Annotated in this window: 14 protein-coding genes; 10 read left to right on the forward strand and 4 right to left on the reverse strand. The window is 39.5% G+C overall.

Annotation, left to right across the window (positions count from 1 at the left end):
• Positions 1 to 935 precede the first annotated feature (935 nt).
• The 8 genes from JM81_RS05475 to JM81_RS05510 all read left to right on the forward strand — a co-directional run bounded on the left by JM81_RS05475 (position 936) and on the right by JM81_RS05510 (position 13,683).
• Complete coding sequence (locus tag JM81_RS05475) at positions 936 to 2,993, forward strand: SusC/RagA family TonB-linked outer membrane protein (RefSeq protein WP_144801213.1); 2,058 nt, start codon at positions 936 to 938, stop codon at positions 2,991 to 2,993.
• A gap of 51 nt (positions 2,994 to 3,044) precedes the next feature.
• Positions 3,045 to 4,007, forward strand: coding sequence for a hypothetical protein (locus tag JM81_RS05480; RefSeq protein WP_144801215.1), 963 nt, complete (start codon positions 3,045 to 3,047; stop codon positions 4,005 to 4,007).
• 21 nt (positions 4,008 to 4,028) lie between these two features.
• Complete coding sequence (locus JM81_RS05485; RefSeq protein ID WP_144801216.1) at positions 4,029 to 5,780, forward strand: RagB/SusD family nutrient uptake outer membrane protein; 1,752 nt, start codon at positions 4,029 to 4,031, stop codon at positions 5,778 to 5,780.
• A 102-nt stretch (positions 5,781 to 5,882) separates the two neighbouring features.
• A complete protein-coding gene (locus tag JM81_RS05490; protein WP_144801218.1) occupies positions 5,883 to 9,743 on the forward strand; it encodes a DUF5722 domain-containing protein in 3,861 nt (1,286 codons plus the stop codon).
• Positions 9,740 to 10,246, forward strand: coding sequence for a sulfatase-like hydrolase/transferase (locus JM81_RS05495; RefSeq protein ID WP_144801220.1), 507 nt, complete (start codon positions 9,740 to 9,742; stop codon positions 10,244 to 10,246). The genes JM81_RS05490 and JM81_RS05495 overlap by 4 nt, the downstream gene beginning before the upstream one ends.
• Before the next feature lie 11 nt (positions 10,247 to 10,257).
• Positions 10,258 to 11,058 carry a DUF1080 domain-containing protein gene (locus JM81_RS05500; protein ID WP_144801222.1) on the forward strand — a complete coding sequence of 267 codons (801 nt, stop codon included), beginning with the start codon at positions 10,258 to 10,260 and terminating at the stop codon, positions 11,056 to 11,058.
• Positions 11,059 to 11,379: 321 nt separating this feature from the next.
• The gene (locus JM81_RS05505; RefSeq protein WP_144801224.1) at positions 11,380 to 12,357 is read left to right on the forward strand and encodes an amidohydrolase family protein; all 978 of its coding nucleotides are present in this window, start codon (positions 11,380 to 11,382) and stop codon (positions 12,355 to 12,357) included.
• 234 nt (positions 12,358 to 12,591) lie between these two features.
• Complete coding sequence (locus JM81_RS05510; protein WP_144801226.1) at positions 12,592 to 13,683, forward strand: hypothetical protein; 1,092 nt, start codon at positions 12,592 to 12,594, stop codon at positions 13,681 to 13,683.
• 113 nt (positions 13,684 to 13,796) lie between these two features.
• Here the strand turns inward: JM81_RS05510 and JM81_RS05515 are convergent, their stop codons facing one another.
• Positions 13,797 to 14,318 (reverse strand): hypothetical protein, encoded by a 522-nt coding sequence (locus JM81_RS05515; RefSeq protein WP_144801228.1) that lies wholly within the window; start codon positions 14,316 to 14,318, stop codon positions 13,797 to 13,799.
• A gap of 379 nt (positions 14,319 to 14,697) precedes the next feature.
• Here JM81_RS05515 and JM81_RS05520 point away from each other — a divergent pair, with 379 nt between their 5' ends.
• Positions 14,698 to 16,008 carry a sulfatase gene (locus tag JM81_RS05520; RefSeq protein WP_261374973.1) on the forward strand — a complete coding sequence of 437 codons (1,311 nt, stop codon included), beginning with the start codon at positions 14,698 to 14,700 and terminating at the stop codon, positions 16,006 to 16,008.
• A gap of 25 nt (positions 16,009 to 16,033) precedes the next feature.
• The gene (locus JM81_RS05525; RefSeq protein WP_222430293.1) at positions 16,034 to 16,357 is read left to right on the forward strand and encodes an EthD family reductase; all 324 of its coding nucleotides are present in this window, start codon (positions 16,034 to 16,036) and stop codon (positions 16,355 to 16,357) included.
• On the opposite strand, the gene JM81_RS05530 is transcribed toward JM81_RS05525, so the two are convergent.
• From JM81_RS05530 to JM81_RS05540, 3 genes are read right to left on the reverse strand one after another with little or no spacing between them, the layout of a single operon-like run.
• Positions 16,354 to 17,865 carry a sulfatase gene (locus JM81_RS05530; protein WP_144801230.1) on the reverse strand — a complete coding sequence of 504 codons (1,512 nt, stop codon included), beginning with the start codon at positions 17,863 to 17,865 and terminating at the stop codon, positions 16,354 to 16,356. The two genes, JM81_RS05525 and JM81_RS05530, sit on opposite strands and share 4 nt — an antisense overlap.
• A gap of 33 nt (positions 17,866 to 17,898) precedes the next feature.
• Complete coding sequence (locus JM81_RS05535) at positions 17,899 to 20,733, reverse strand: alpha-L-rhamnosidase (RefSeq protein ID WP_144801232.1); 2,835 nt, start codon at positions 20,731 to 20,733, stop codon at positions 17,899 to 17,901.
• On the reverse strand, positions 20,666 to 23,458 hold the full coding sequence (locus JM81_RS05540) for an alpha-L-rhamnosidase (RefSeq protein ID WP_144801234.1): 2,793 nt from the start codon (positions 23,456 to 23,458) through the stop codon (positions 20,666 to 20,668). The genes JM81_RS05535 and JM81_RS05540 overlap by 68 nt, the downstream gene beginning before the upstream one ends.
• Positions 23,459 to 23,540 lie beyond the last annotated feature (82 nt).

Consider the following 23,540-nt stretch of genomic DNA (forward strand, 5'->3'; position numbering starts at 1 on the left):
TAGAGTGCATGAGTATATCATTCTGGATCGAATGACACGAATGAGTACAACCTCGCTCTAAAGGCTACTTCTTTAAAAAAAATGATAATCACAAAACTTTAAAAAAAAAATGGAACCCCAAGGAAGTCCTAGCTTCTTAAAATTCCTTAGAACGGAGAATGATTTCTTTATGAAAAAATGCTGTTGACACCTACCTGACAATTACCCGTATATAAAAAAATATTATGTACATCTAGAGCATTAGAAAAAGACATCCGTACTCAATTTTTAACCCGTAAATCGATAACGGGTATCTTAAGATCAGCGACCTTCCCATTTCACCAATATTGGGATAGACTTAATCCATTCTTAAGATGACAATAATATTAAGATGTTATTGAACAAATGATAACAAAATTTAATTATACAATAGATGGTGGAATCTTTATCTCAAAAATATTGTGAATGTATTCGGTTTTCTTAACAGAGCATCATTTACTATGTTGTGACATTAGTGTGTAATCACATTTGTTTTTTTCAAAAATGATTTTTATTACTGGCGGTGTGATGACATCCGGTAACTCTACAAACACGGAAGATGTTGCCACAATGACCCCTACCCAATATAGTTAGTCGCCCTCTCTCTAACAATGTCTATCAATTAGTATAAAACTATTGTAAGCCCTATTTAAAGCCAGATTCTAAAATAGAACATACAATATTTAAATTGTTTTTTTAGCATTTTTTTTACTGATTTTCATGTTTTTTAATTGCATAAAATGATTATTAATTGAGTAGAGAAGCACATCAAATTACAGTAACCTGCAGTATCCTGCAGGATAGTAAAGAAACTAAATCCTACTAGTTTAACACAAAATTGTTAAAACATTAACAATCAACTAAAATCAAAAAATCTGGCAATGTCTCATTAATTGCCTTCTAAAATCCAACTTGAAATGAAAAAAAAATTAACAACCTTTTATTTAGTGTTGATACTGGGGGTCATAAATGGCTACTCTGTTTATGCACAAGATGACATGGTGATTACAGGTGTTGTTCTTGATGGCGAATCCAATGTCCCCTTGCTAGGGGCAACTATTATTGTAAAAGGTGCAAGCATCAATGGTACTACAACAGATTTTGATGGTAATTACACCATCACCGCAGCCCCCAATGCCGTTATCCAAGCTTCATATGTAGGTTATGAACCAGTGGAAGAAACAGTTGATGGGCGAAAGGAAATAAATTTTACCCTTATACCTAATAGCGAGCAACTGGACGAAGTTGTGGTAGTTGCCTATGGAAAACAGAAAAAAGAAACTGTTACTGGGGCGGTTTCATCGATTGAAACCAAAACCATAAAGCAGAGCCCGGCGGCTAACTTGTCCGTGACTTTGGCAGGTAGATTACCTGGTCTCACGGCATTGCAACGTAGTGGCGAACCTGGACGGGACCTTACCCAATTGTTCATAAGAGGCCAAGGTACCGTAAACGCCCAATCACCAATTGTATTGGTGGATGGCGTGGAAAGGGAACTCACCTATATTGACCCCAATGAAGTTGAGTCTGTGACCATTCTAAAAGATGCCTCATCAACTGCGATTTTTGGGGTAAGGGGTGCAAACGGGGTGATTCTTGTAACCACAAAACGTGGAACTTCCGAAAAACCAGAAGTAACTCTCACTTACGAAAGTGGTGCACAAGCCTTTACAAGAATTGCCCATCCTGTTAACTCTTACGAGTATGCCACTTTACAGAATTTAGCGCAGACCAACGATGGAGTTGATCCTGCTTTTGGGCCAGATGCCTTAGAGGCTTTTCGTACGGGATCCAACCCTGAAGCTTATCCCGATGTTGATTATATTAATGAATATATAAGTGATTTTGCACTACAACAGAGGTTAAACCTTAACGTATCTGGAGCAGGTAAAAATGTTCAGTACTTTGTAAATGCGGGCTACTTAAATCAAGGTGGGCAGTTTAAAGTTGAAGATAATCTGGATTATGATCCCCGTTTTAAATTAGACCGTTACAATTTCCGATCTAATATTGACTTACAGATAAAAAATAATTTGAGCGCATTTTTAAACCTTGCGGGCTATGTTGAAAACCAGAATTCTCCCTTTGGTGTTCAAGTGGCAAGTACCGGGCAAGGTGGACAGTCATCCTCGCTTTTTATTTTGGCAAGTATCTATGACACACCCTCGTCTACAGCGGGTCCTCTATCACCAGATGGATTTGTGGTTACTCCCCCCACGCAGTCAAATCCGGCTTTTGGGCTTTTAAACAGAACTGGTTACAGACAACAGACTAGATCAAATATTACAGCCACATATGGAATGCAACAAAAATTGGATTTTATTACAGAGGGACTATCTGCAAAGGCGGTAATGTCTTTTGACTCTAGAGCCATCAATAATTTGGAGGGTTCCAAAACTTACCGCAAACAGGTACAGGTTATTGAACAGACTGAAACGGGTAGAGACACTATATACTTTAGAGATTTCAATGCCGATATTGACGGACCTTTAAATATTACCGGATCCCGAGGCTTTAGGAGTCTTTCCAATTTTCAGGCTTACCTTAACTATGCCCACAGTTTTAAAGATCATGATGTCACTGGCCTTTTGCTTTGGCAACAACAAAAAGAAATTATTGATGAACAATTGCCCTTCAACCTTAGGGGGTTATCATCTCGTATCACCTATGGTTACAAAGACAAATATTTTGCCGAATTCAACGCTGGTTATAATGGTTCGGAACAATTTGCCAAAGGCAATCGCTTTGGATTTTTCCCTGCTTATTCTGCGGGCTGGATAGTTTCCAGTGAGAAATTCTGGGAAGGAATAAAATCTGCTGTCGATTATTTTAAGTTAAGAGGGTCGTATGGTGAAGTTGGTAACGACAGAATTGGTTCTGCCAGATTCCTTTACTTAGATGATATTGATGTTCCCGGTGGAGGTTATAGTCCTAGTTTGGGCCTTGGTGGAACTGTATCCATTGCCCAATTGTGAAACGAAAACCTTCAATGGGAGGTTGCCAAAAAAACCAATATTGGTGTTGAAATGGGACTTTTCAATGATTTTGATTTGAGACTTGATGTTTTTAAAGAAAGTCGTGACAATATTCTAAGAAACAGGGGAACAATTCCTGTTTTAAATGGATTACCCATAGGAGCTTTACCACCAGTAAATATTGGAATAATAGAGAACCAAGGTTATGAAGTTGAGTTGAATTACAATAAGTTCTTCAGTCAAAGTTTATCCTTCCTGTCCCGTATAAATGTTAATTACGCAAATAATGAGCAGATTTTTGCCGACGAACCTTTGAGACCAGAGGATTTTGCCTTCAGGTATCGCCAAACCGGTTTTAGAATTGGGCAAAATTTTGGTTATCTTGTAGAAAAGTACTTTGAATCACAAGAAGAAATAGATGCTTCTCCTGTTCAAAATGTAGGTGGACGCGCTTCACTCCCAGGTGATTTTAAATACAAGGATTTAAATGATGATGGTGTAGTTGATGAAAAGGACATTTCGCCTATTGGCTATTCCCAAGTACCTGAATATACCTTTGGCGCCGCATTTAACCTCACATATAAAAACTTTGATTTTAGCGTACTATTCCAAGGTGTGTCCAATGTGTCCTACTTTTATAATAATAGAGGTACATTTGCCGGCCCCAACTACTTTAACAGACATCTGACCAGTTGGACACAAGAACGTTACGATGCTGGTTTACCCATTAATTACCCTAGGTTGACCAACCAAGCATCTCCTAACGAGATTGCAAACTCGTTCTTTATTACAGATGCCAGTTACATCAGGCTCAAAAATATAGAGATTGGGTATGCTTTTCCAGAAAGCGTTACCAAAAGCATAGGAGCCAAACGCTTTCGTATTTATGCTAATGGACTTAATGTTGTCACATGGGACAGTTTACCCACAAAAGATTTTGACCCAGAACTTACAGGAGCATTGTCTTACCCTGTGACAAAACTGTACAATATTGGTCTGAACTTATCCTTTTAAATCAGCAAAAAAAAATTAAAGATGAAAAACGTAAGATATATATATATAGCACTGTTAACTTTATTTATTTTAGGCTGTGATCCTGATGCCTTGGATATTACGCCAGATGGAAGAACCAATTTAGACGATGTCTTTCAGAATGAGCAACAAACCGAAGCCTTTTTAAACAGGGTCTACGGTAGTATTCCAAAGTATTTTTATAAATATCAATTCTTTGCCTATTTAGCCGGTTCCTCGGATGAGGCAGAAGATTCGGATGTAGGGAACGAACCCAGTAACATCAGCTTCATTTGGAACACTGGATCGTTAACACCAAGTTATGATCCGTTGGAACAAAACGGCCATGATGTTGCAGTTAAACGATACCAAACTTTTTGGGGAGGTATCCGGGATGCAAATGTTTTTTTAGCGAACGTTGAAACGGCAAATATTCCCAATACAAGAAATCGCGGCAGATTTACGGCAGAGGCCAAATTACTTAGAGCTTTCTATTACTTAGAAATGATTAAAAAGTACGGACCAATGCCTATTGTAACGGAGCCCTTTAATACCACAACGGATTACACCGCTTTGGTAAGACCAACTTTCCAAGAATGTGTGGATTTTATTGTGAATGAATGCCGAGAAGCAATTGCAATCCCAGAATTGCCCATCCGTATTACGGAAGAACAAGAACGAGGTAGGTTTACAAAAGCCGTAGGCCATGCTATTATTTCGCACGCATTAATTTATAACGCCAGCCCTTTATGGAACGATAGCAATGACACCGGTAAGTGGCAGGTTGCCGCAACGGGTTCTAAAGAAGCAATAACGGCTTTGACTGCGGGCAATGAATATGAACTCTTTCCTGATTATGAGGAGTATTTTTATTCGCAATCCGACATGAATCCTAGCCCAAGGGATCGCGAAACCATTTTTGAGATAAAGGACGGATCACCAGGAACATTTACCATTATCAATGCCCTACCCAGTCAACCAGGTCAATTTAAGACCGGATCCGCCCCTACTCAAGAATTGGTAGATAGCTATGAAATGGTAGCCAACGGAGAACCTGCGATCTTAGGATACAGCGACGAAGATCACCTAAATCCTATAATAAATCCAGCATCTGGGTACGACCCAAACAACCCGTATGAAGGGCGCGACCCCCGTTTTTATGCCACAGTTTGGTATAATGGTGCTCAATGGGACAATATACAAGGCAATATTCACACGGTAGAAACCTTTATTGGGGGATCAGACCAGTTGATCAAAACGCCACCTAATCGTAAAAACACGCACACCGGCTACTATTTGAGAAAGTTCTACAATCCAAAAATACAGGCTGGACAAGGATCGCCGGCAAGATTCAAAAAATTCCGTTTAGCGGAAATTTACCTAAATCTTGCAGAGGCTGAAAACGAAGCTAACGGACCAACTACAGAGGCCTATAACGCAATAAACATAGTTAGGACCCGTGCTGGGATACCCAATCTACCCTTGGGCCTTTCGCAAGATGAGTTTAGAGATCGGGTGAGGAATGAGAGAAGGGTTGAACTGGTTTGGGAAGAACACCGCTTTTTTGACGTTAGAAGATGGAAAATTCTAGACCAGACCGATAAGTTGGTTACCGGAATGGAAATCATCAGGAATGCACCTGGCGATTTTACTTATCAAAGGTTTGTAGTTAGTAAACGAAATGCTTGGGATGACAAATACCGTATTTTTCCAATTCCACTAGGAGAAACTTCTATTATTCCAGACTTCGATTTAAACCAAAACCCTGGATGGTAGGGAAAAGGTATTTAATATAACCAATAATACACCAATAACAGAAAACCTTGTTTAGGTACCAAAAATTCCTTTACAAGGTTTTTAATCTTATTGGAAATCTTTATGAAGTATACATTCTTAATTATCTTTTTTATGACCTTGAGTGGTTTCTCCCAAAGTCAAGAACTTGACCTGAGCGTCAATATTCAGAATACCCATGATCTAAAACTTAAAATAGAAGACGGTGTATTTGATATAGAGACAACGGGATTGGACCCCAATCTCTTTCTAAAACCATTGAAAGACAAACTTCCCATAATAAACGATCAATTGGCTTTTGAATACTTCTGCCCAACGGGAGTGGATTTTATTGAATTGCACTTTTATCCGGAACGTGAAGAAATAAAACCCAAAATTGTGAGGGACGTTGGTTCAACGGAAGGCTGGGTGGAATTTAAAATCGATTTAAGTGCAGAATTAAAGGAATGGGGCAAAAAAGGGGATTACCTTCGTCTGGATTTTGGTGCTGCCCCAGCATTGAACATTCAGATCAGAGATTTGGTACTCAGACCACAGACTTTTCGCGAAAAGGAGTTGGAAGTCAAGAAGGAAATCCAAAAGAAACAGGAAGCCCTTCTTGAAAAAAATTTGATATCCTATTTGGACAAGGAGTGTCTAAACTCCATTTCAAATGTTTTGGTAACCGATGATAAAGTACAAATAGAGGGAGAGGTTGCCAAAAGTGGAAATTTATTCTTGGCTGAAATCAGCCCTTATGAACACGCAACAGAATTAGAGAAATTTGAATTCATTGTACCTATGGAATCTGAAAAAGAAAAATTCAAAATTTCCATTAACCGGACCATACAGCGCCATGGGTTTAATCAAGACCGAGTACTTTCAAAATGGATGATTGTACAGAAAAAAGGAGAAAATTACCTACCGGTTTCGCATGCTCGCTACGCGGATTCCATCATTCCAAAATATACCTATTCCTTTGTAAAACCTTCCACTAAAAAAGGGCTTGGTGGATATAGCGCCAACAGACAGGCACCTATCTCGGATCTTGACGATTTGGGAATCACCAGTACTACGGTGAATATTTGGGTCACCCATTTTTTCCGCTCTGGACCATCTCCTGAAAATATGCCTTTTGAATATATGGGCAAGACATACTATGTTGATAAAAAACAGGTGGAGAATTACGACAAGACCCTACTTACCACTGCGGAAAGAGATATAGAGGTCTCTGCCATACTTTTGGTGGATAAAGCTTTAAAAGCAAAAGATTCCGAGATAGGACAAATTCTTCAGCATCCAGACTGCGATCCCGCCGGAATCTACAGCATGCCTAACCTAACCACTCCTGAGGGGGTACAGTATTATGCAGCCGTTCTGGATTTCTTAGCGGACAGATATAGCAGACCTGATAAAAATTATGGGAGAATACATCATTATATCATCCACAATGAAGTAGATGCAGGCTGGGTGTGGACAAACGCCGGGGAAAAGACCTCTTTGGTGTTCATGGATCTCTACCATAAATCCATGCGCATATCCCACAACATTGCCCGCAAATACAATCCAAATTCAAAAGTATTCATTTCCTTGACCCATTATTGGAACTGGACTCCCAATCCAAAATTCTACCATTCCAAAAAACTTTTGGAACAACTTCTCCAGTTTTCAAAAAAGGAAGGTGACTTTGAGTGGGCCATTGCCCATCACCCTTATCCAGAATCACTACGTGAGCCAAAGACTTGGTTGGACAAAAAAGTCAGTTTTGATTTTGACACTCAACTTATCACCTTTAAAAATACAGAGGTTTTGGATGCCTGGGTAAAACAGCCAGAAGTGCTTTTCAAAGGAAAAACGAAACGCCTCGTTTACCTTTCGGAAAATGGTACCAACTCACCTACCTATAGTAATCAAGACTTAAAAGAGCAGGCCGCTGGTATGGCCTATGCTATGAAAAAAATAAAATATCTTGACGGCATCGACGGTTTCCAATATCACAATTGGCAAGATAACCGAAAAGAAGGCGGGCTGCGCATTGGATTAAGGCGTTTTCCAGATGACAAGGATGACCCCAGCGGTATAAAACCTGTTTGGAAGATCTATCAGGCCTTCGGAACGGAACAGGAAGATGAAGTATACGACCAATACAAATCAATGATCGGGATAGATAGTTGGGATGAGATTCGATACAAGGGTAAAATCAAAAAAAAAGAACTAAAGTCCTCATCGAACATTAGCAACCATAACTGGACCGCTAAAGATGCCTTGGGCCGAATATTGCCCGATTACGAAGAAGTCGGTGACCCTAAAGATAATCGGTATGTGGGCATGTTCTATTTTATGACGCACAACAATACCGATGCCCCAGGTCCCTTCAACGTAACCGAAATTTTAAAAAAGAACCCAAAAAACCCACAATGGGGCAATGGCAGCCACTACTGGGGAGAACCCGAGATCGGATATTACCTGAACCACGAGGCGTGGGCCATTCAAAAACATGCATATCAATTGGTGGATGCAGGTATAGATCTCATCATTCTTGACGTGACAAATAACAAAACCTATCCAGAGACCTATCTTCAAATATGCCAGGTCTTTGCTGCAATGCGAAAAAAAGGGGAGCTAACACCTTACATTGCTTTTTTGGGCAGCGAAATATCTGTAAACACTCTGTGGGACAAGTTTTATTCTAAAGGCTTGTACCAAGACCTCTGGTTTTATTGGAAGGGAAAACCACTCTTACTATATGGACAGCATGAAATGCCCGGCAGGAATAAAGTGAACGATATAACTTTTTCAGAGGAAATACGGTCTTTTTTCAATTTAAAACAAAGTTGGGCTTGGACATCTTTGCCCTGGTATGATAAAAAAGGTAAGGATGAATGGCCATGGATCGATCATTTCCCACAAGCCGTAGCTTGGCACAATGACCCTAAAGAGAAAGAAATGGTACCTGTTGCCGCTGCACAACATCCTTTATCCAATATTGGCCGTAGCTTTCATCATTTCCATCAGCCAGAAATCAATATGTTTGATGTTACTCCAGATACTGAGAAAGGTTTGTTCTTTCAAGAACAATGGGATAGAGCCTTGGAGGTTGACCCAGAATTTGTTTTTGTAACCGGATGGAACGAGTGGTCGGCGGGTAGACAACAAATGGGAAAGAATATTAGCAAGGATCTTCAAAAATGGAGTTTTTATCCGGGTGCGCATTTAGGTAAAGTGGGAGAAAAGCTGAAGGAAGGCGATGTATACTTTATCGATCAATACAATCAGGAATACAGTAGGGATATTGAACCCATGAATGGCGGACATACCGATAATTATTACTATCAACTGATGGCGAATGTCCGCAGGTACAAAGGGATGCCCAAACCAATAGCAGCCAAAGAAAAGAGAAGTATTGATATAGCTGGCCATTTTAATCAATGGAATGAAGTGGAAATGACTTTTTACGATCACAGTGGTGACACAGCACACAGGAATAGTCAAAAACAGGGTACCGCAGGACCCTATATCAATATTATAGGAAGGAACGATATTGTTGAAACAAAAGTGGCAAGGGACGAAAGCCAAGTTTACTTCTATGCAAAGACCCTAAATCCCATTACCAACCCAGAAGATCAAAATTGGATGTTGTTGTTCATTGACGCTGACCGTGACAAGGCCACCGGTTGGGAAGGGTATGATCTTTTGATAAATCACGAGTTGATGTCTGATGGAAAAACCACCATCAAAAAATTCCATCCCAAAAAGGGATGGGAAAACAGTGGCGAAACGCCATATTCAATTCAAGAAAGCCAACTGATGTTTTCAATACCAAGAGCCCATTTTCCCAAGGATAACCATTTAAATTTTGAATTCCACTGGATAGACAATCCACCAAAACTGGAAAGCATTTACGATTTTTTTACTGCTGGCGACAATGCACCAAACAGAAGGGCGAACTATATCTATTCAGAATGAGACAAGATTTTTTAAGTAAAAAAACAGTTTCTGTCCTTAGTGCAGGTATTGTAATTCTATTGGGATGCAAATCAGAAGTCGAGCAAGAAATAGCGATATCAAATAATCGCCCAAATATCGTATTGATCCTTGCCGATGACTACGGCATTATGGACTCACAAGCGTATGCGCAAAAATTTACCGGCGTTGAACCATCCAAAATGTTTTATGAGACACTCAATATTGATCGCTTAATCAATGAGGGCACCGCCTTCTCCCAAGCTTACCCCAATCAATTGTGCTCCCCTACCCAGGCAAGTATCATGACAGGAAAATATGCCGGAAGGCTGGATTTTACTACCGCAATGCTACCGCGGGAAACGTATTACAATCAAAATCTAACCACTCCAGAAGGCCATTATGCCCATGATGTATTGGGGAATAAGGACAATATTCTAATTGATAAAGTTAGGGACGTACCATTTAAGGATATGTTCTCCGAATATTTGGTGGTAAAAAATTAAATGTAAAAAAAATGATACGAGTAAAAACCACATCGATTGTAGTTTATATTTCATTAATGGTTGGATTGATTGGATGTAAAAACAATAACCCAACAAATACCAAATCTGAAGAGTCATTATCTAAAAATGATGGGTTCATTTCCATTTTTGATGGTGAAACCTTAAATGATTGGAAAGGTAACCCTACTTACTGGAGTGTGGAAAATGGCAACCTCACTGGCATAATAACGCCGGAAACACTGCTAAGCAAAAATACGTTCATTATTTGGCAGAGTGGCGAACCCAGTAACTTTGAGCTAAAATTGGAATACCGCATCAGTCAGAACGGTAATAGTGGAATAAATTATCGGAGTGAGTCCATAGATTCAATTCCATATGCATTAAGGGGGTACCAAGCCGATATTGATGGAAAAAACAACTATACAGGGCAAAATTATGAAGAGAGAAAAAGGACCACTTTAGCGTATCAAGGCGAAAAAGTAAATGTGAATCCACTAAGCAATTCCGAAACAAAAAGCTCTTTGGCAGCCAATATTCAAAAAAATTGTTGGCAAAATAGGGAAGTTACCAAATCGTTGGGCAGTAAAGAATCATTGCTCGCGCACATAAAAAAAAATGATTGGAATCAAGTTCATTTAATAGTCAATGGCAATAGGATGAAACATTATGTCAATGGCGTTTTAATGAGCGATGTAACTGATAATGATACAATAAATAGGACCATTTCTGGTGAGGTAGGTGTTCAGGTACATGTTGGGCCACCTATGAAGGTTGAGTTCAGGGACATTAGATTAAAGGAAGTAGCAGATTAAGTAATCTGCATTGTTATAAATAACAAAGGGCGATTTAAAAAATCGCCCTCCAACTAACAAATTTAACAAAGTCTACTTATCTCTGAGTAAAATGAACATAACCCGAACTACCACCTATCCTATACGAGCCTGAATAAAGTTTAATCTTAGCCGAATGAAAGGATACTGAAACAGCGAACAACAGTTTAGATCACAAAGTTTATGGGTACCCCGTGAATAACAATATTACATATGCTGACAGCCATGAATAGGTTAACATGCAAGTGCCCAAATCTTGAAAATAAGCAACAATAGAAAAAATGTCAATAAAAATCATATTAAATGAAACGCAGAAAATTTTTAAAAAAGACCTCAAATTTTGCTTTGGCGACCGCCCTAACGCCTAACACCCACGCCATGGAATTATTAAGTCTGGAAAAAGATTTGAATATGCCAATCATTGACACCCATCAGCACCTTTGGGATATTAATCGTTTCAAATTAAAATGGCCTGTTCCTCCTATCGCCAATCAAAGTTTCTTGATTCCAGAATATAAAAAAGCTGTCGAAGGTCTGAACTTTGTAAAGTCCATCTACATGGAGGTTGATGTTCCATCCCATCAGAGGAGGGAAGAAGCCCTTTTTGCGCAAGAAATATGTAAAGACCCCAACAATAATACACTGAAGGCCGTAATCTGCGCAGATCCCTCAAAAGCAAATTTTAGGGCTTTTTTGGAAGAATTTATTGGCAACAGGTGTATTCAGGGCGTACGGTGCAGGTTCTCATCAGTTGACACCATGGTTTCACCAACAACCATAGTAAACATACAATGGTTGGGAGATCAGGGGCTGTCCTTTGATTTGGGTATTTTGCCTGCCTGGTTAGGAGAAGCTGAAAATTTAGTTAAAGCTTGTCCAGAAACCACATTTATCCTAAACCATTGTGGGAATGTAGACCCTGTCGCTTTCTTTCCGAACAACGTAAAAGGACCCAGACCCCCAAGATGTGATGCCGAGGCATGGAAAAGGAATATACTAAACCTTAGTTCTTACAGCAATATCTATTGCAAGATATCAGGTATTATTTCTCATATTCCTGAATTTGAACTTTCAGCAGAATTACTTAGAACTCCTATTGACCACTGCCTTGATTCCTTTGATGCTGATAAAGTCATTTTTGCCAGTGATTGGCCCGTTTGCCTATATAATATGAGTCTAGAAAAATGGATAAATACCCTGAAGACCATTGTAAAATCGAGAACTCCTGCCGAACAAAGAAAACTTTTTCATGATAATGCAGCTTATCTTTATAAAGTCTGAGTTTTAGTCTTTTATTTTTTTTCCGCAATATCTACAATGACACCTAATCAAAGTTTGGTTTTTCTGAAATCATTAAACCGACGGTTTAGGTAACCTCAATAATGCTTTTATATTGTTGGATCCAATTCCTAAACCTTGCTTTTGTCGAAATTTGTTCAATAGCAGTACAGTGCAGGATATAGCTTATTTTGATTATTCTTAAATTATCATATTTAAAATAAAATGAACTATAAGATGAACAAAATGTATTTTTTAGCTAAGACTTTTCTATTAATTATGTCTATTGGAAGTCTAGCCAATTGTTCCCGTATAAACAATAAAACTTCGGTTTCAATTCAAGGTGACCAATTTTACATCAATGGAGAATTAACATACAAAGACCAGTATTGGGAAGGTAATAAAATTGAGGGGCTTCTAATGAACTCTAGAATGGTTCAAGGGATATTTGATGACCTAAATCCTGAAACGGTCAAAAATTTTGGTTACCGCGATACCCAAAAATGGGATGCCGATCGCAATACCGATGAGTTTGTTTCCGCAATGGAGGATTGGAAAAAGCATGGCCTTTTAGCCTTTTCTTTAAATCTCCAAGGAGGTAGTCCTTTGGGGTATGGGAACCACGGATGGATCAATTCAACTTTTGATGAAAAAGGAAATCTTCGTCCTGCTTACATCAAAAGGTTAACACGAATTTTAGATCGGGCCAATGAGCTGGGCATGGTTGTGATACTTGGATACTTTTATTTTGGCCAAGATCAATATTTGAAAGATGAAAAAGCAATATTGAATGCAACTGACAACATCACCCGTTGGATTCTCGAAAAGGGCTACCAAAATATTCTCATTGAAATTAACAATGAATGTAATGGCTCCTATGACCATGAGGTCCTTACCTGTTCAAGAGTTCACGAACTAATTCAAAGAGTAAAAAAAATAGGAGGTGTAAATCTGTTGGTCAGCACAAGTTACGCAGGTAGTTTAATTCCCCAACAAAATGTAGTGCAAGTTTCAGATTTTGTTCTCATTCACGGAAATGGCGTTGATGAACCTTCGGGGATCACTGAAATGGTAAGAAAAACTAAAAACGTAACCGGGTATAGTGATCAGCCCATCTTGTTTAATGAAGATGATCATTTCAATTTTGATGCCGATGATTACAACTTTAAATCAGCCATTGAATCCTATACATCATGGGGTTATTTTGACTATAGAATGGATGGGGAAGCTTTTGAGGATGGATATCAAAGCGTCCCTGTAGATTGGGGTATCAATTCTTCTAGAAAGAGAGCTTTTTTTAAAAAACTAAAAGAGATTACAGGTTTTTAGGACCTACTTTACAACAGTCTCCCAAAACATCGAACCGTTAGTCCTCGGTCGGTATAAAATCATCTTGGTATTCTTCGAATTTTTATGTGCTACAAGATAGTGTAATAATTGCATCAGTAGTACTTAGAAAGAAAGTCAACTCCTGCTGCTGAAATTTCAGCATCGATTTCTGCTGGGGCACCAGAGAAACTTGCAATTAAATAACCACATTTTACTTTCTTAATTACACCACCTTTGTAGCCTAACTCGCCAATTAAAGGTTGCCTGATACCAGTACCGGAATTCTCAAGGGTTAATGCCATTTCTGCAGACTTTGCACTTGCTACCGCCAAAAAATTGTGTGTTTCCGTACTTAATGTCCCCACCACCCGCATTCTTGAATTCCAAGATTCGGTTTTTTCTCCGGGAACAAAAGATACTACAGCAACTCCTTCCTCCGAATGTCTTTGTGCTATTGCTTCCATTGTTGCCAAACATTCCCCGACATAGGTGTTAAAAATCTCTTCTCCTTTGTTTTTGCCTTCTTGTTCAAAGGTCGAATCTGTGTACAACGCTTCTTTATGTTGGCTAAAAGAATAAAAACCTGCAGTAGCTATAGTTACAAAAAAGATGATCAAAAAGTTTCTTTTATTCATATCAAAAGTTGTTTTTATGTATTTTAAATTAAATTAATAATGGTAACACTAACTACTCGAAAAAGCGTCCTGTACTATGCTGCTGAATACCATTTGTGCTTCCTATTTGGAATAGTAGTTTATTGCAGTATGGTACAGGATGAAAGACTCGGAATGTTTTCTTTATTTTAAGATTATTAAGAATAACAAAATAAGTGCTCGAAGTATGAGTCCATAAAAATCTGAAATGAGAAAGAAAATATTTATCACACCAGTTTTCGCCATTTTGTTTTTGCTAGGGGCATGCAATTCACATAAGAAGACTGAAAAGTTAAATGAGCCTAAAAAACCAAATGTCTTGCTTATTGCCGTGGATGATTTCAACGATTGAATTGGAGTTTTGGGAGGGCATCCTCAAGTTATAACACCTAATATGGATCGACTAGCAAGTCGTGGCGTTATTTTTACTAATGCTCATTGTCAGGCACCTGTTTGCAATCCATCACGTGCAAGTATTATGACCTCTTTATACCCAAGTACTTCAGGTATATATTTTTTAAATCCTGATATTGCCAATTCTCCAGTGGCTAAAGAGAATATCGTGATGCCAAAACGATTTCAAATGGAAGGCTACAATGTCTTTGGGGCGGGAAAGCTACTTCATAATGGAGAAGGAATCAATGAAACCCACATTCCAAATTATGCAGGGCAGTTTGGAGGATTCGGCCCCATTCCGGAAGAAAAATTAAGTGCATATCCTGGTCATCCCTTATGGGACTGGGGCGTTTACCCAGAACGAGATGACCAAATGCCCGATTATAAAATTGCAGGTTGGGCCGAGGAACAACTGACTGGGAAACGCGAACAACCGTTCTGGATGGGCGTTGGTTTTTACCGCCCACACGTGCCGCAATTTGTCTCGCAAAAATGGTTTGATATGTACCCCTTGGTATCACTTGAGCTTCCAAAAACTATATCTGGAGATTTGAAGAATTTATCATCCTATGGTTCAGATATTACTCGGTTAGAGCATGTATCCCCCACCCACGAATGGGTTTTGAACACTGATGAATGGAAGCCTCTAGTGCAATCTTATCTGGCTTGCGTAAGCTTTGTGGATGAACAGGTAGGACGCGTTCTTACTGCCTTGGATGAAGGGGCTTATGGAGAAAATACGTATGTGGTTCTGTTCAGCGACCATGGGTTCCATATCGGTGAAAAAGAACGTCACGCCAAACAAAGCCTTTGGGAAGACGGCACACGGATTCCCTTGATTATCATGGGGCCAGGCATTCCCGTAGGGAAAGTATGCAATAAACCCGTTCAGTTATTGGATATTTATCCCACATTACTGGAGTTGTGCAACCTTGAACCAGATTCAAGCCTTGAAGGAAATTCATTGATTCCCTTACTACAAAATACTGAAATTGATTGGCCGCATTACTCAAGAACCAGTTTTGGTCTCGGCAATTTCGCCATTGTATCGGAAAACTATCGCTTTATTCAATATAGTGATGGTCCCGAAGAATTTTATGACCACACCAAAGATGCCGAAGAGTGGCATAACGAAATCAACAATGAAGTCTACAGCGAAATAATTGAAAAGCATAGGGCAGAAATCCCCAAAGTGCGCCATGAAATCCTTGGAAAGGAATCAACTGGCCACCTATCCTATATGGCATCCGAAAAGAATAAAGAGACTAGAAAATAGTACAACACCCATTAGAATTTGATTTATGGAAAAAGGAATGATCAAACTGAGTGCCCTATACCCCAAAAAAAAAGACAGCTATTTTAATATGGAATACTATTGCAATACTCATACGCCCATGGTGGTAAGGTTATTTGGAGACGCTATGAAACACTCTGCCGTAGAAAAAGGGGTAAGTGCTTTTGAAAGAGACTCAGAGAGTCCTTTTATGGCCATGGGACACCTATATTTTGACTCCGTGGATGAGATGCACAAAGCATTTGAACCTCATTTAGACGAAATTATGGGCGATATACAGAATTACACCAACGTTCAACCTTATTTTCAAATAAGTGAAGTTATGATCTAAGGAAGGTCACCTTCTTTGCGATTTTCCCGAAACAATTCAAACGGGCTTTTAATCCGGTTTTGAGCCCAACCTTCCTTGGGTTCTACCCTTTTGAAATCGCTTGCTATGTAAAAGGTATCCTCATACTCTTTCATCCATTTCTGGGTCAGCAATTTTAAGCTGTCCTTGACCTGAACGTAATTTGTATCCCAGAAAAGATTTTTGCTTTGGTACGGATTATTCTTTCTATCAAAAAGCACGTTGGATAACGAAGACATATCAGGCTCATCGGTAATACCATATGCAAAAGAAAAATCTTTGGTGACCACGCCTCGCCAATCCTCATTTGTGTTAACCCCCGTCCTATATACCCAAGTGGGTATAAATTGCTGTGCATGCTCATCTCCATTTAGAATAGCGGCTGCAAGGCTTACACCGTCATAGTCTTGTTGGGTCTCAATATCCATTAAACCTAGAATGGTAGGCATAAAATCCAAAGTACCTATCAGCAAACTGGTCGAAGTCCCTTTTTTAAGTTTTTGGGGATATCGCATCATCAATGGTATACGGGCAGAATAATCATGAGGGTATTGTTTGGGAAGGCGCGCTCCGAAAGATTCCAACATATCACCATGGTCTGCGGAAAATATGGTCAACGTATTCTCTGTCGCCCCAATTTTATCGAGCTTGTCCATAAGTTGGCCAAACGCCCTATCAACACCTGAAATCATTGCCATATGACCATGGTACATGCGCCTTCTATCTGGTGAGGACTTCAAATCTGGCCTAACTTGAATCGAATCCCTTTCATAGAGCTCCATGAGTTCTTCTAAAGTATCATACCGGTAATGCATTTTCCCGTCATCCCCTTCGAACTTTCCCCAATCATGGGGTGGATGCCAGGAGACAATTAGGGCAAAGGGTTTATCCTTATTAAAATTATCCAACAATTGCATTGCCTGATCCGTTTGTCCATAAACCTCCCACTTGTCAAAATATTCCTTGTTTCCCTCAGCATTCCAAAAAAATGCTTTTCCGGGCCTAAAATCCACATGGCAATTATTGGTAAGTACAGTATCAAAACCATAGCGCATTTCGCTGGGTATGGGCCTTTCGCGATTTCCACCTAGCAGGTGCCACTTTCCAACATAGGCAGTCTGGTATCCATTGGCTTTCAATACTTCGGCAAGTAATTCAGTCTTATTGGGCAGCAAAGGTTTGTCGTTAACAAAAGCACCATTCTTCAAAGGGTGCATGCCACTGAGCAACATCCCTCTAAAGGGCGTACAAACAGGCTGGTTGGAAAAGGCCATGTCAAAGCGGATACCTTCCGAGGCAAAATGGTCCAGATTTGGCGTAATCACCTGGTTGTTCCCATAAGCACCAAGCATATCATAACTATGTTGATCGGAAAGTACAATCAAGAGATTGGGTTTATTCTTATGTTGGGGGATTTTACTTGATTGGTTTTTACATGAAACTTGAGCAATAATAGCTGCCAAAACAAACAAAAACAATCCTTTTTTCATGTCTATATTTTTAATTGCAATAAACGAGATGAGTTATCCTGAAACCCTATTCTTTACGACAATGTTATAAGTGCCAGAACCAAAATCTCCTATATATGAAAATCCATTTTCATTTGTTATGTCATCAACTGGCTTTCCATTGTTGGTTATATAAACAGCTTTACCATAATTTGGCACATAAATGCTCCCATTACAATTATTTGGGATTGTAACGTTCCATATGAAGGCATCTTTTTGATGAGTCCACCTACTTTTTATGGTTCCAAACGCAGATTTATAAGAAATATCAGAATTTTCAATGTATTGGGTCAAATATGGTTTGAATACAATGCTTTTGAAACCTGGATCTTCAATTGTTGGATTGATACCTGCGATTCCTGAGAAAAACCAAGCATCAAAACCTCCTTGCATGGGGTGACTATGACTTTTTTTAGCAAGCGTTTCAAAAATATCTGAACCTGTTTCATCAATAGTTGTCGGAAGCACCTCCCAAAGGGTTGTTGCGTTGTAGTGATCCCACATGGGTTCAAAGCTGTTATTTCCCTTTTTCACCAGTAGGTCATATGCCTCCTTCTCAAGTCCATTTTCAGAAAGTACTTTAAAAATTCTTGCAATCCCAAAAATGCCCGTATTAATAAAGCCATTATAATTTTCATGACTATCCAAAACAATACTGGCGGCAACATCTTTTCGATATGATTTTGGCACTATACCAATGTCCAGCGCTAAACAATTAGCCGTCTGGCTACCATAGGAAAGCGTGCCTTTGTCGAGAAAAGCATTATTAAAAGCTTCGGAAAGTTCATTTTTCATTTGGGTGTACTTTATTTCATCCGAAGAGAATCCCAGAATTTTTGCCGTTTTACTTAAAATATCAACATCCAAAATGTGAAACGCCGTGGAGCTTATAGGAACAGGGCAATCAATATTTACATTGCCTCCTGGCGGACACCAATCTCCAAGTCCGTGAACAATAATACCGTCCTCCTTTTTGGAATGGACAAAATCCACCCAAATTTTCATATCATTGTAAAACTCTTTTAAAACACTATCATCGCCATAGTGCACATACAAATACCATGGAATTTGAACTACGGCGGTGCCCCAGTCCGGGCTTGCTGTTCCACTAGTCCTTCTTCCTGGGGCTATCATGGTTGTAATACCTTTTGGTTTTGTAACCATGCTCCTGTCGTGAAAGTCAGTTCCAAAGTAAAGTTCCTTTTTTTCTTCACGGCCAGAAGAACGCATATCAAATAAATATTTGGTCAAGAACTTCTTGGCGTTATAATTATACATCAAGGTTTTTGCCATGGCATGTGAGTCTCCTGTCCAACCACATTTTTCGCGATGGGGACAGTCCGTAGGGATACCCTGTAGATTGCCCCTTAGCGTGTGTACAGTTAATTCATGTAATTTATTGACATTTGATTCTGAGGTATTCAGTTTACCGGTATTTTCCATGGCTGAATAAATTACCATTCCAGTCAACAAGTCTTTTGTTGGAGTTTTATCCAATCCTCCAACTTCAGCATATCTGAAACCATGATATGTAAAACGGGGTTCCCAAATTTCCAAGGAATCGCCACCCTTACATATGTATTTTTCCGTCTGAATTACCTTGGTAGCACTTACCCCAGTAGATCTAAAATCCATTCGTCCATCTTCACTCAATTCTTCTGCCATCCGAATGGTTATCTCCTGTCCCGGCTCCCCGTCGATTTTTAATCGGTTCCATCCGGTAAAATTTTGACCAAAATCAAAAATATAGGTACCATCAGGCTGCGAGATTATTGCTTTTGGATAGATGGAATCCATAACTTTTATGGGTTCCGCAAATTGTTCAACTAACTTGGTAGGATGCTCTATACCAATAAGGGCATTTTCCCATGATTTGTTGGGAGTGTATGCAAACCAATCGTCAGCTTCTTTACGAGAATCGTAAAATTCTCCAGCGTATATATTTGAAAAAGTAATAGGTCCTGGTTTCCATTTCCATGAATTATCCGAAATGATAATTTTTTTTGAACCATCTTTAAAATAAACTTCAAGCTCTGCTGAAAACACAGGTTGCCCATAAATCATGGAGTCGTTCCAAACTACATTCTGATTGTACCAACCATTGCCCAACATAATCCCCAAAACGTTTAGTTCTTCAAGTTGTTCCTTGGCAATATTCAGACCCGTATAAAAGGTGTAATCTTCATAGTTTGTCTGTGCTGGGTCCAATACATGATCCCCAATTTTTTCTCCATTCAAATACGCCTCAAAAAAACCGGGGGCAGCCACATAAAGTCTTGCATAATCTATTTCTTTTTCAATATCCAATTGAAACTCCTTTCGAAAAAGAGGCAAAGCCGAATCTTTTGCATAATTATAGGTAATCCATTTCGCCTTCCAATCCTTGGAGTGGTTGAGCGGTGCTATTATCACACTTTCCTTGCTCCAATCTGAAATTTTATTGTTTTTGTCCCATATCCGGACTTTGGAGTAATACCTTATACCCCCTTTCAAAGAATTTCCAGAATAGGGTATATGAAGTTGCTGCTCACTTTCTATCTTCCCAGAATCAAAAATCGCATTTGACATATTTTCCGGTTCAGAATACACAACAATTTGATATGCCTTTTGTTCATTTTTAGTAGGCGATTGTACATCCCAACTAAATGAAAGTGGTACATCACAAAGGCTGCACAAATCAACAACGTGCAAAATCGATACATCAGTTTGTTTTTCGCAACTTGAAGCGCATAGTTGTATTAAAAGTGCAACCAACAAATGCCTACCGAACATAGATATGAGATTAGGGTGCATATTTAAAGCTAAAGGAATACGTTCCTGATCCAATTTCCAAAATAGCTTCTTTTTCATTTGTTGTTACAACTTTAATTGAAGGTACTTTGGCTATTTTTTTATTTCCCTCCCTTAAATCAGAAATATTCTCAATAGGGATATGGACTTTTGCTTTCGTATTCACTGGAATGTTTACGGTCATTATAACCTTGTTCCCTTGCCATTTCCAAGATGAAGTTATGGTGCCATTGATGCTCTTGTAACTTCCATTTATAAAATCGACTTCCTTGCTTATGTCAGGTTTTATCCGAATGTTTCGATAGCCGCCATCCTCCGTACCGATACCTGCGGCATGCAGAAACATCCACTCGGCTACGGAGCCAAAAGCGTAATGGCTGAAAGAATTCATCTTTGCATTTAGATCGGAATTTTCTCCATCATTTTTGGTGTAGCTATTCCAGCGTTCCCAAATGGAAGTACTGCCATTTTCCACTGAATACCCCCAACTGGGATACTCCGTTTGTTTGAATAGCTTGTAGGCCAAATCGTGATACCCATATTTGGATAGGGCCAACATCACATGTTTTGTCCCAAGGAACCCACTCGAAAATTTGAAACTATTTTTCTCGATTTTTTCTGCCAATCTTGCTGCTCCTTTCTCCTCCAAATTTTCCGGGAATAGGTCAAAATACAGGGCAAGGGCATAGGTGGTCTGCGTATCTTCGGTAGTTCTGCCATCTGGCAAAATGTATTTTTCAGAAAATGCCTTTTTAATATTTTCAAACAGATCGCGGTATTTTTGGGCATCTTGCTTACGACCCAATACTTCTGCAATTTCTGCCATTAACTTGGCATCATACCCATAGAAGGATGCACCAATGTACCCTTTACTGGTCTCTTCATCAACGGCAAGCCAATCGCCCCAATTGTTTCCTCCACCAGGTCGTATAAAGTTCGTACTTGCATCGGCTTGAAACTCCATGAACTTTTCCATGCCGTTGTACATAAATTCCAATATACGCTTGTCATTATAGACCTTGTACATGTTGTAGGGTATGATGATGCCTGCATCCATCCATGCAGGGGAATACTGATCGGGCCTAGAGTAGGGAAAAGGCGCAAAATTTGGATAGGCTCCATACCAGCGCTGTGCATCGTCAAGATCAACCAAGAATTTGGTCATAAAACTTGCAACATCAGCATTGTAGGTCGCGGAACGCATATAGGTCTGTGCGTCGCCCGTCCAACCCAAACGTTCATCACGTTGGGGACAATCTGTAGGAATGTCAAAAAAATTAGCCTCCTGTGTTGTCTTTATGTTCTCATATAGCGTATTGTTCATTTCATTGGAGGTCTTGAACGTACTGGCATCCGTTTTAATAGAACTCAAAACTATACCTGTGATAGCGTCCAAGATGGGCTTTCCAGGATATCCTGTAACCTCAACATATTGAAAACCATGGTAGGTGAACTTTGGCTGCCAAACCTCGACCCCTTCCCCTTTTAGAATATAGGTGTCGGTAGCTCTGGCCAGGCGAAGGTTCTCGGTCTGTATATTCCCGTCTTGTTTTAAAATTTCTCCAAAACGCAAACGAACTTCCGTCCCTGCTGGGCCTTCCACTTTTAATTCTGCAATACCGGCAAAATTCTTACCTAAATCAAAAATATAAGTTCCAGGTTCTGGTTCGGTCATTTTAACCGGTCTCAATCGCTCAATATTCTTTATTAAACTACCTGGGTGTGCCTCAAGTTTTCCATCTGGATAGGTGTATACCTTTGGGGTTTTCCAACCTTGGTCATCATAACCGGGGGTATCCCAACCCGAATGCTCCAATCTGGCATCGTACTTTTCACCCATCAAAATATCCGCTTCGCGAACGGGCCCTTCATTGGATTTCCATGTTGAATCTGTTGCCAACACTTCTTCAGTACCGTCTTCGTATTGAATATGCAATTGCCCCATAAAAGAGGGGTTCACCCCGTAAAATTCCCGCACCTTATCCAACCGTACCAATAAGGCATAGCCTATATAACCGGCATACCATCCATCAGCGATTACGGCACCAATGGCATTATCCCCTTGCTTTATGGAATGGGTTATATCATAAGTTTGGTAGTACAGGCGCTCGTCATAATCCGTCCAGCCGGGTGCAAAGTAATCATCGCCTACTTTCTCGCCATTGAGCCTTAGCTCATAAAGTCCAAGTGCAGTGGAATATACCGTCGCCCTTTTTATTTTCTTTGTTATCTGAAAGGACTTTCTGAGATATCTGGCCGGGGGAAGATAAAGGCTATCGTATTTATCCGTAGTGTCATAACCCACATCATGACTGATGAATTGTCCTTGCCAATCAGAAAAATTCAGAAGGCCCATAGACCAGTGAGCAGGTTCGCTCCATTCAGATTCTTGGTTGGATTCGTCCCAAATCTTCACCTTCCAATAGTAATCCGTATTTGAAATAAGATCATCACCCGCATAGACTACCTGGTTTGTATTATGCGAACTTACTTTTCCACTATCCCAAGTATCGCCTTGGTCTTCTTCCAACTTTTTCTTTGAAGATGAAACAAGAATTTGATATGCCGATTGGGTTCTATTTCTCCCATTTCCCTCAAGAAGCCAACTGAACCTGGGGCTTAAAACCGTAATACCCATTGGATTTTCCAAATATTCTACGCGAAGTTCTTTTGGATTAAGTAAATCTTTTTGTGGTGGAGTGTTCGCAGTTATGCGGTTGAACCCGAAGCAAAGTATCGCTATCTTAATAATTAAACATATAAATGTATTCTGTGTCAATTTCATACCAACTGATTTAAGGTATATTGACCACCGTAATTTTATATAGATTACCGCGACAATATAAATTAGTGTAATTTTATTAAAA

The organism is Maribacter sp. MAR_2009_72 (genome assembly GCF_007827235.1).
Classification (GTDB): Bacteria; Bacteroidota; Bacteroidia; order Flavobacteriales; family Flavobacteriaceae; genus Maribacter; species Maribacter sedimenticola.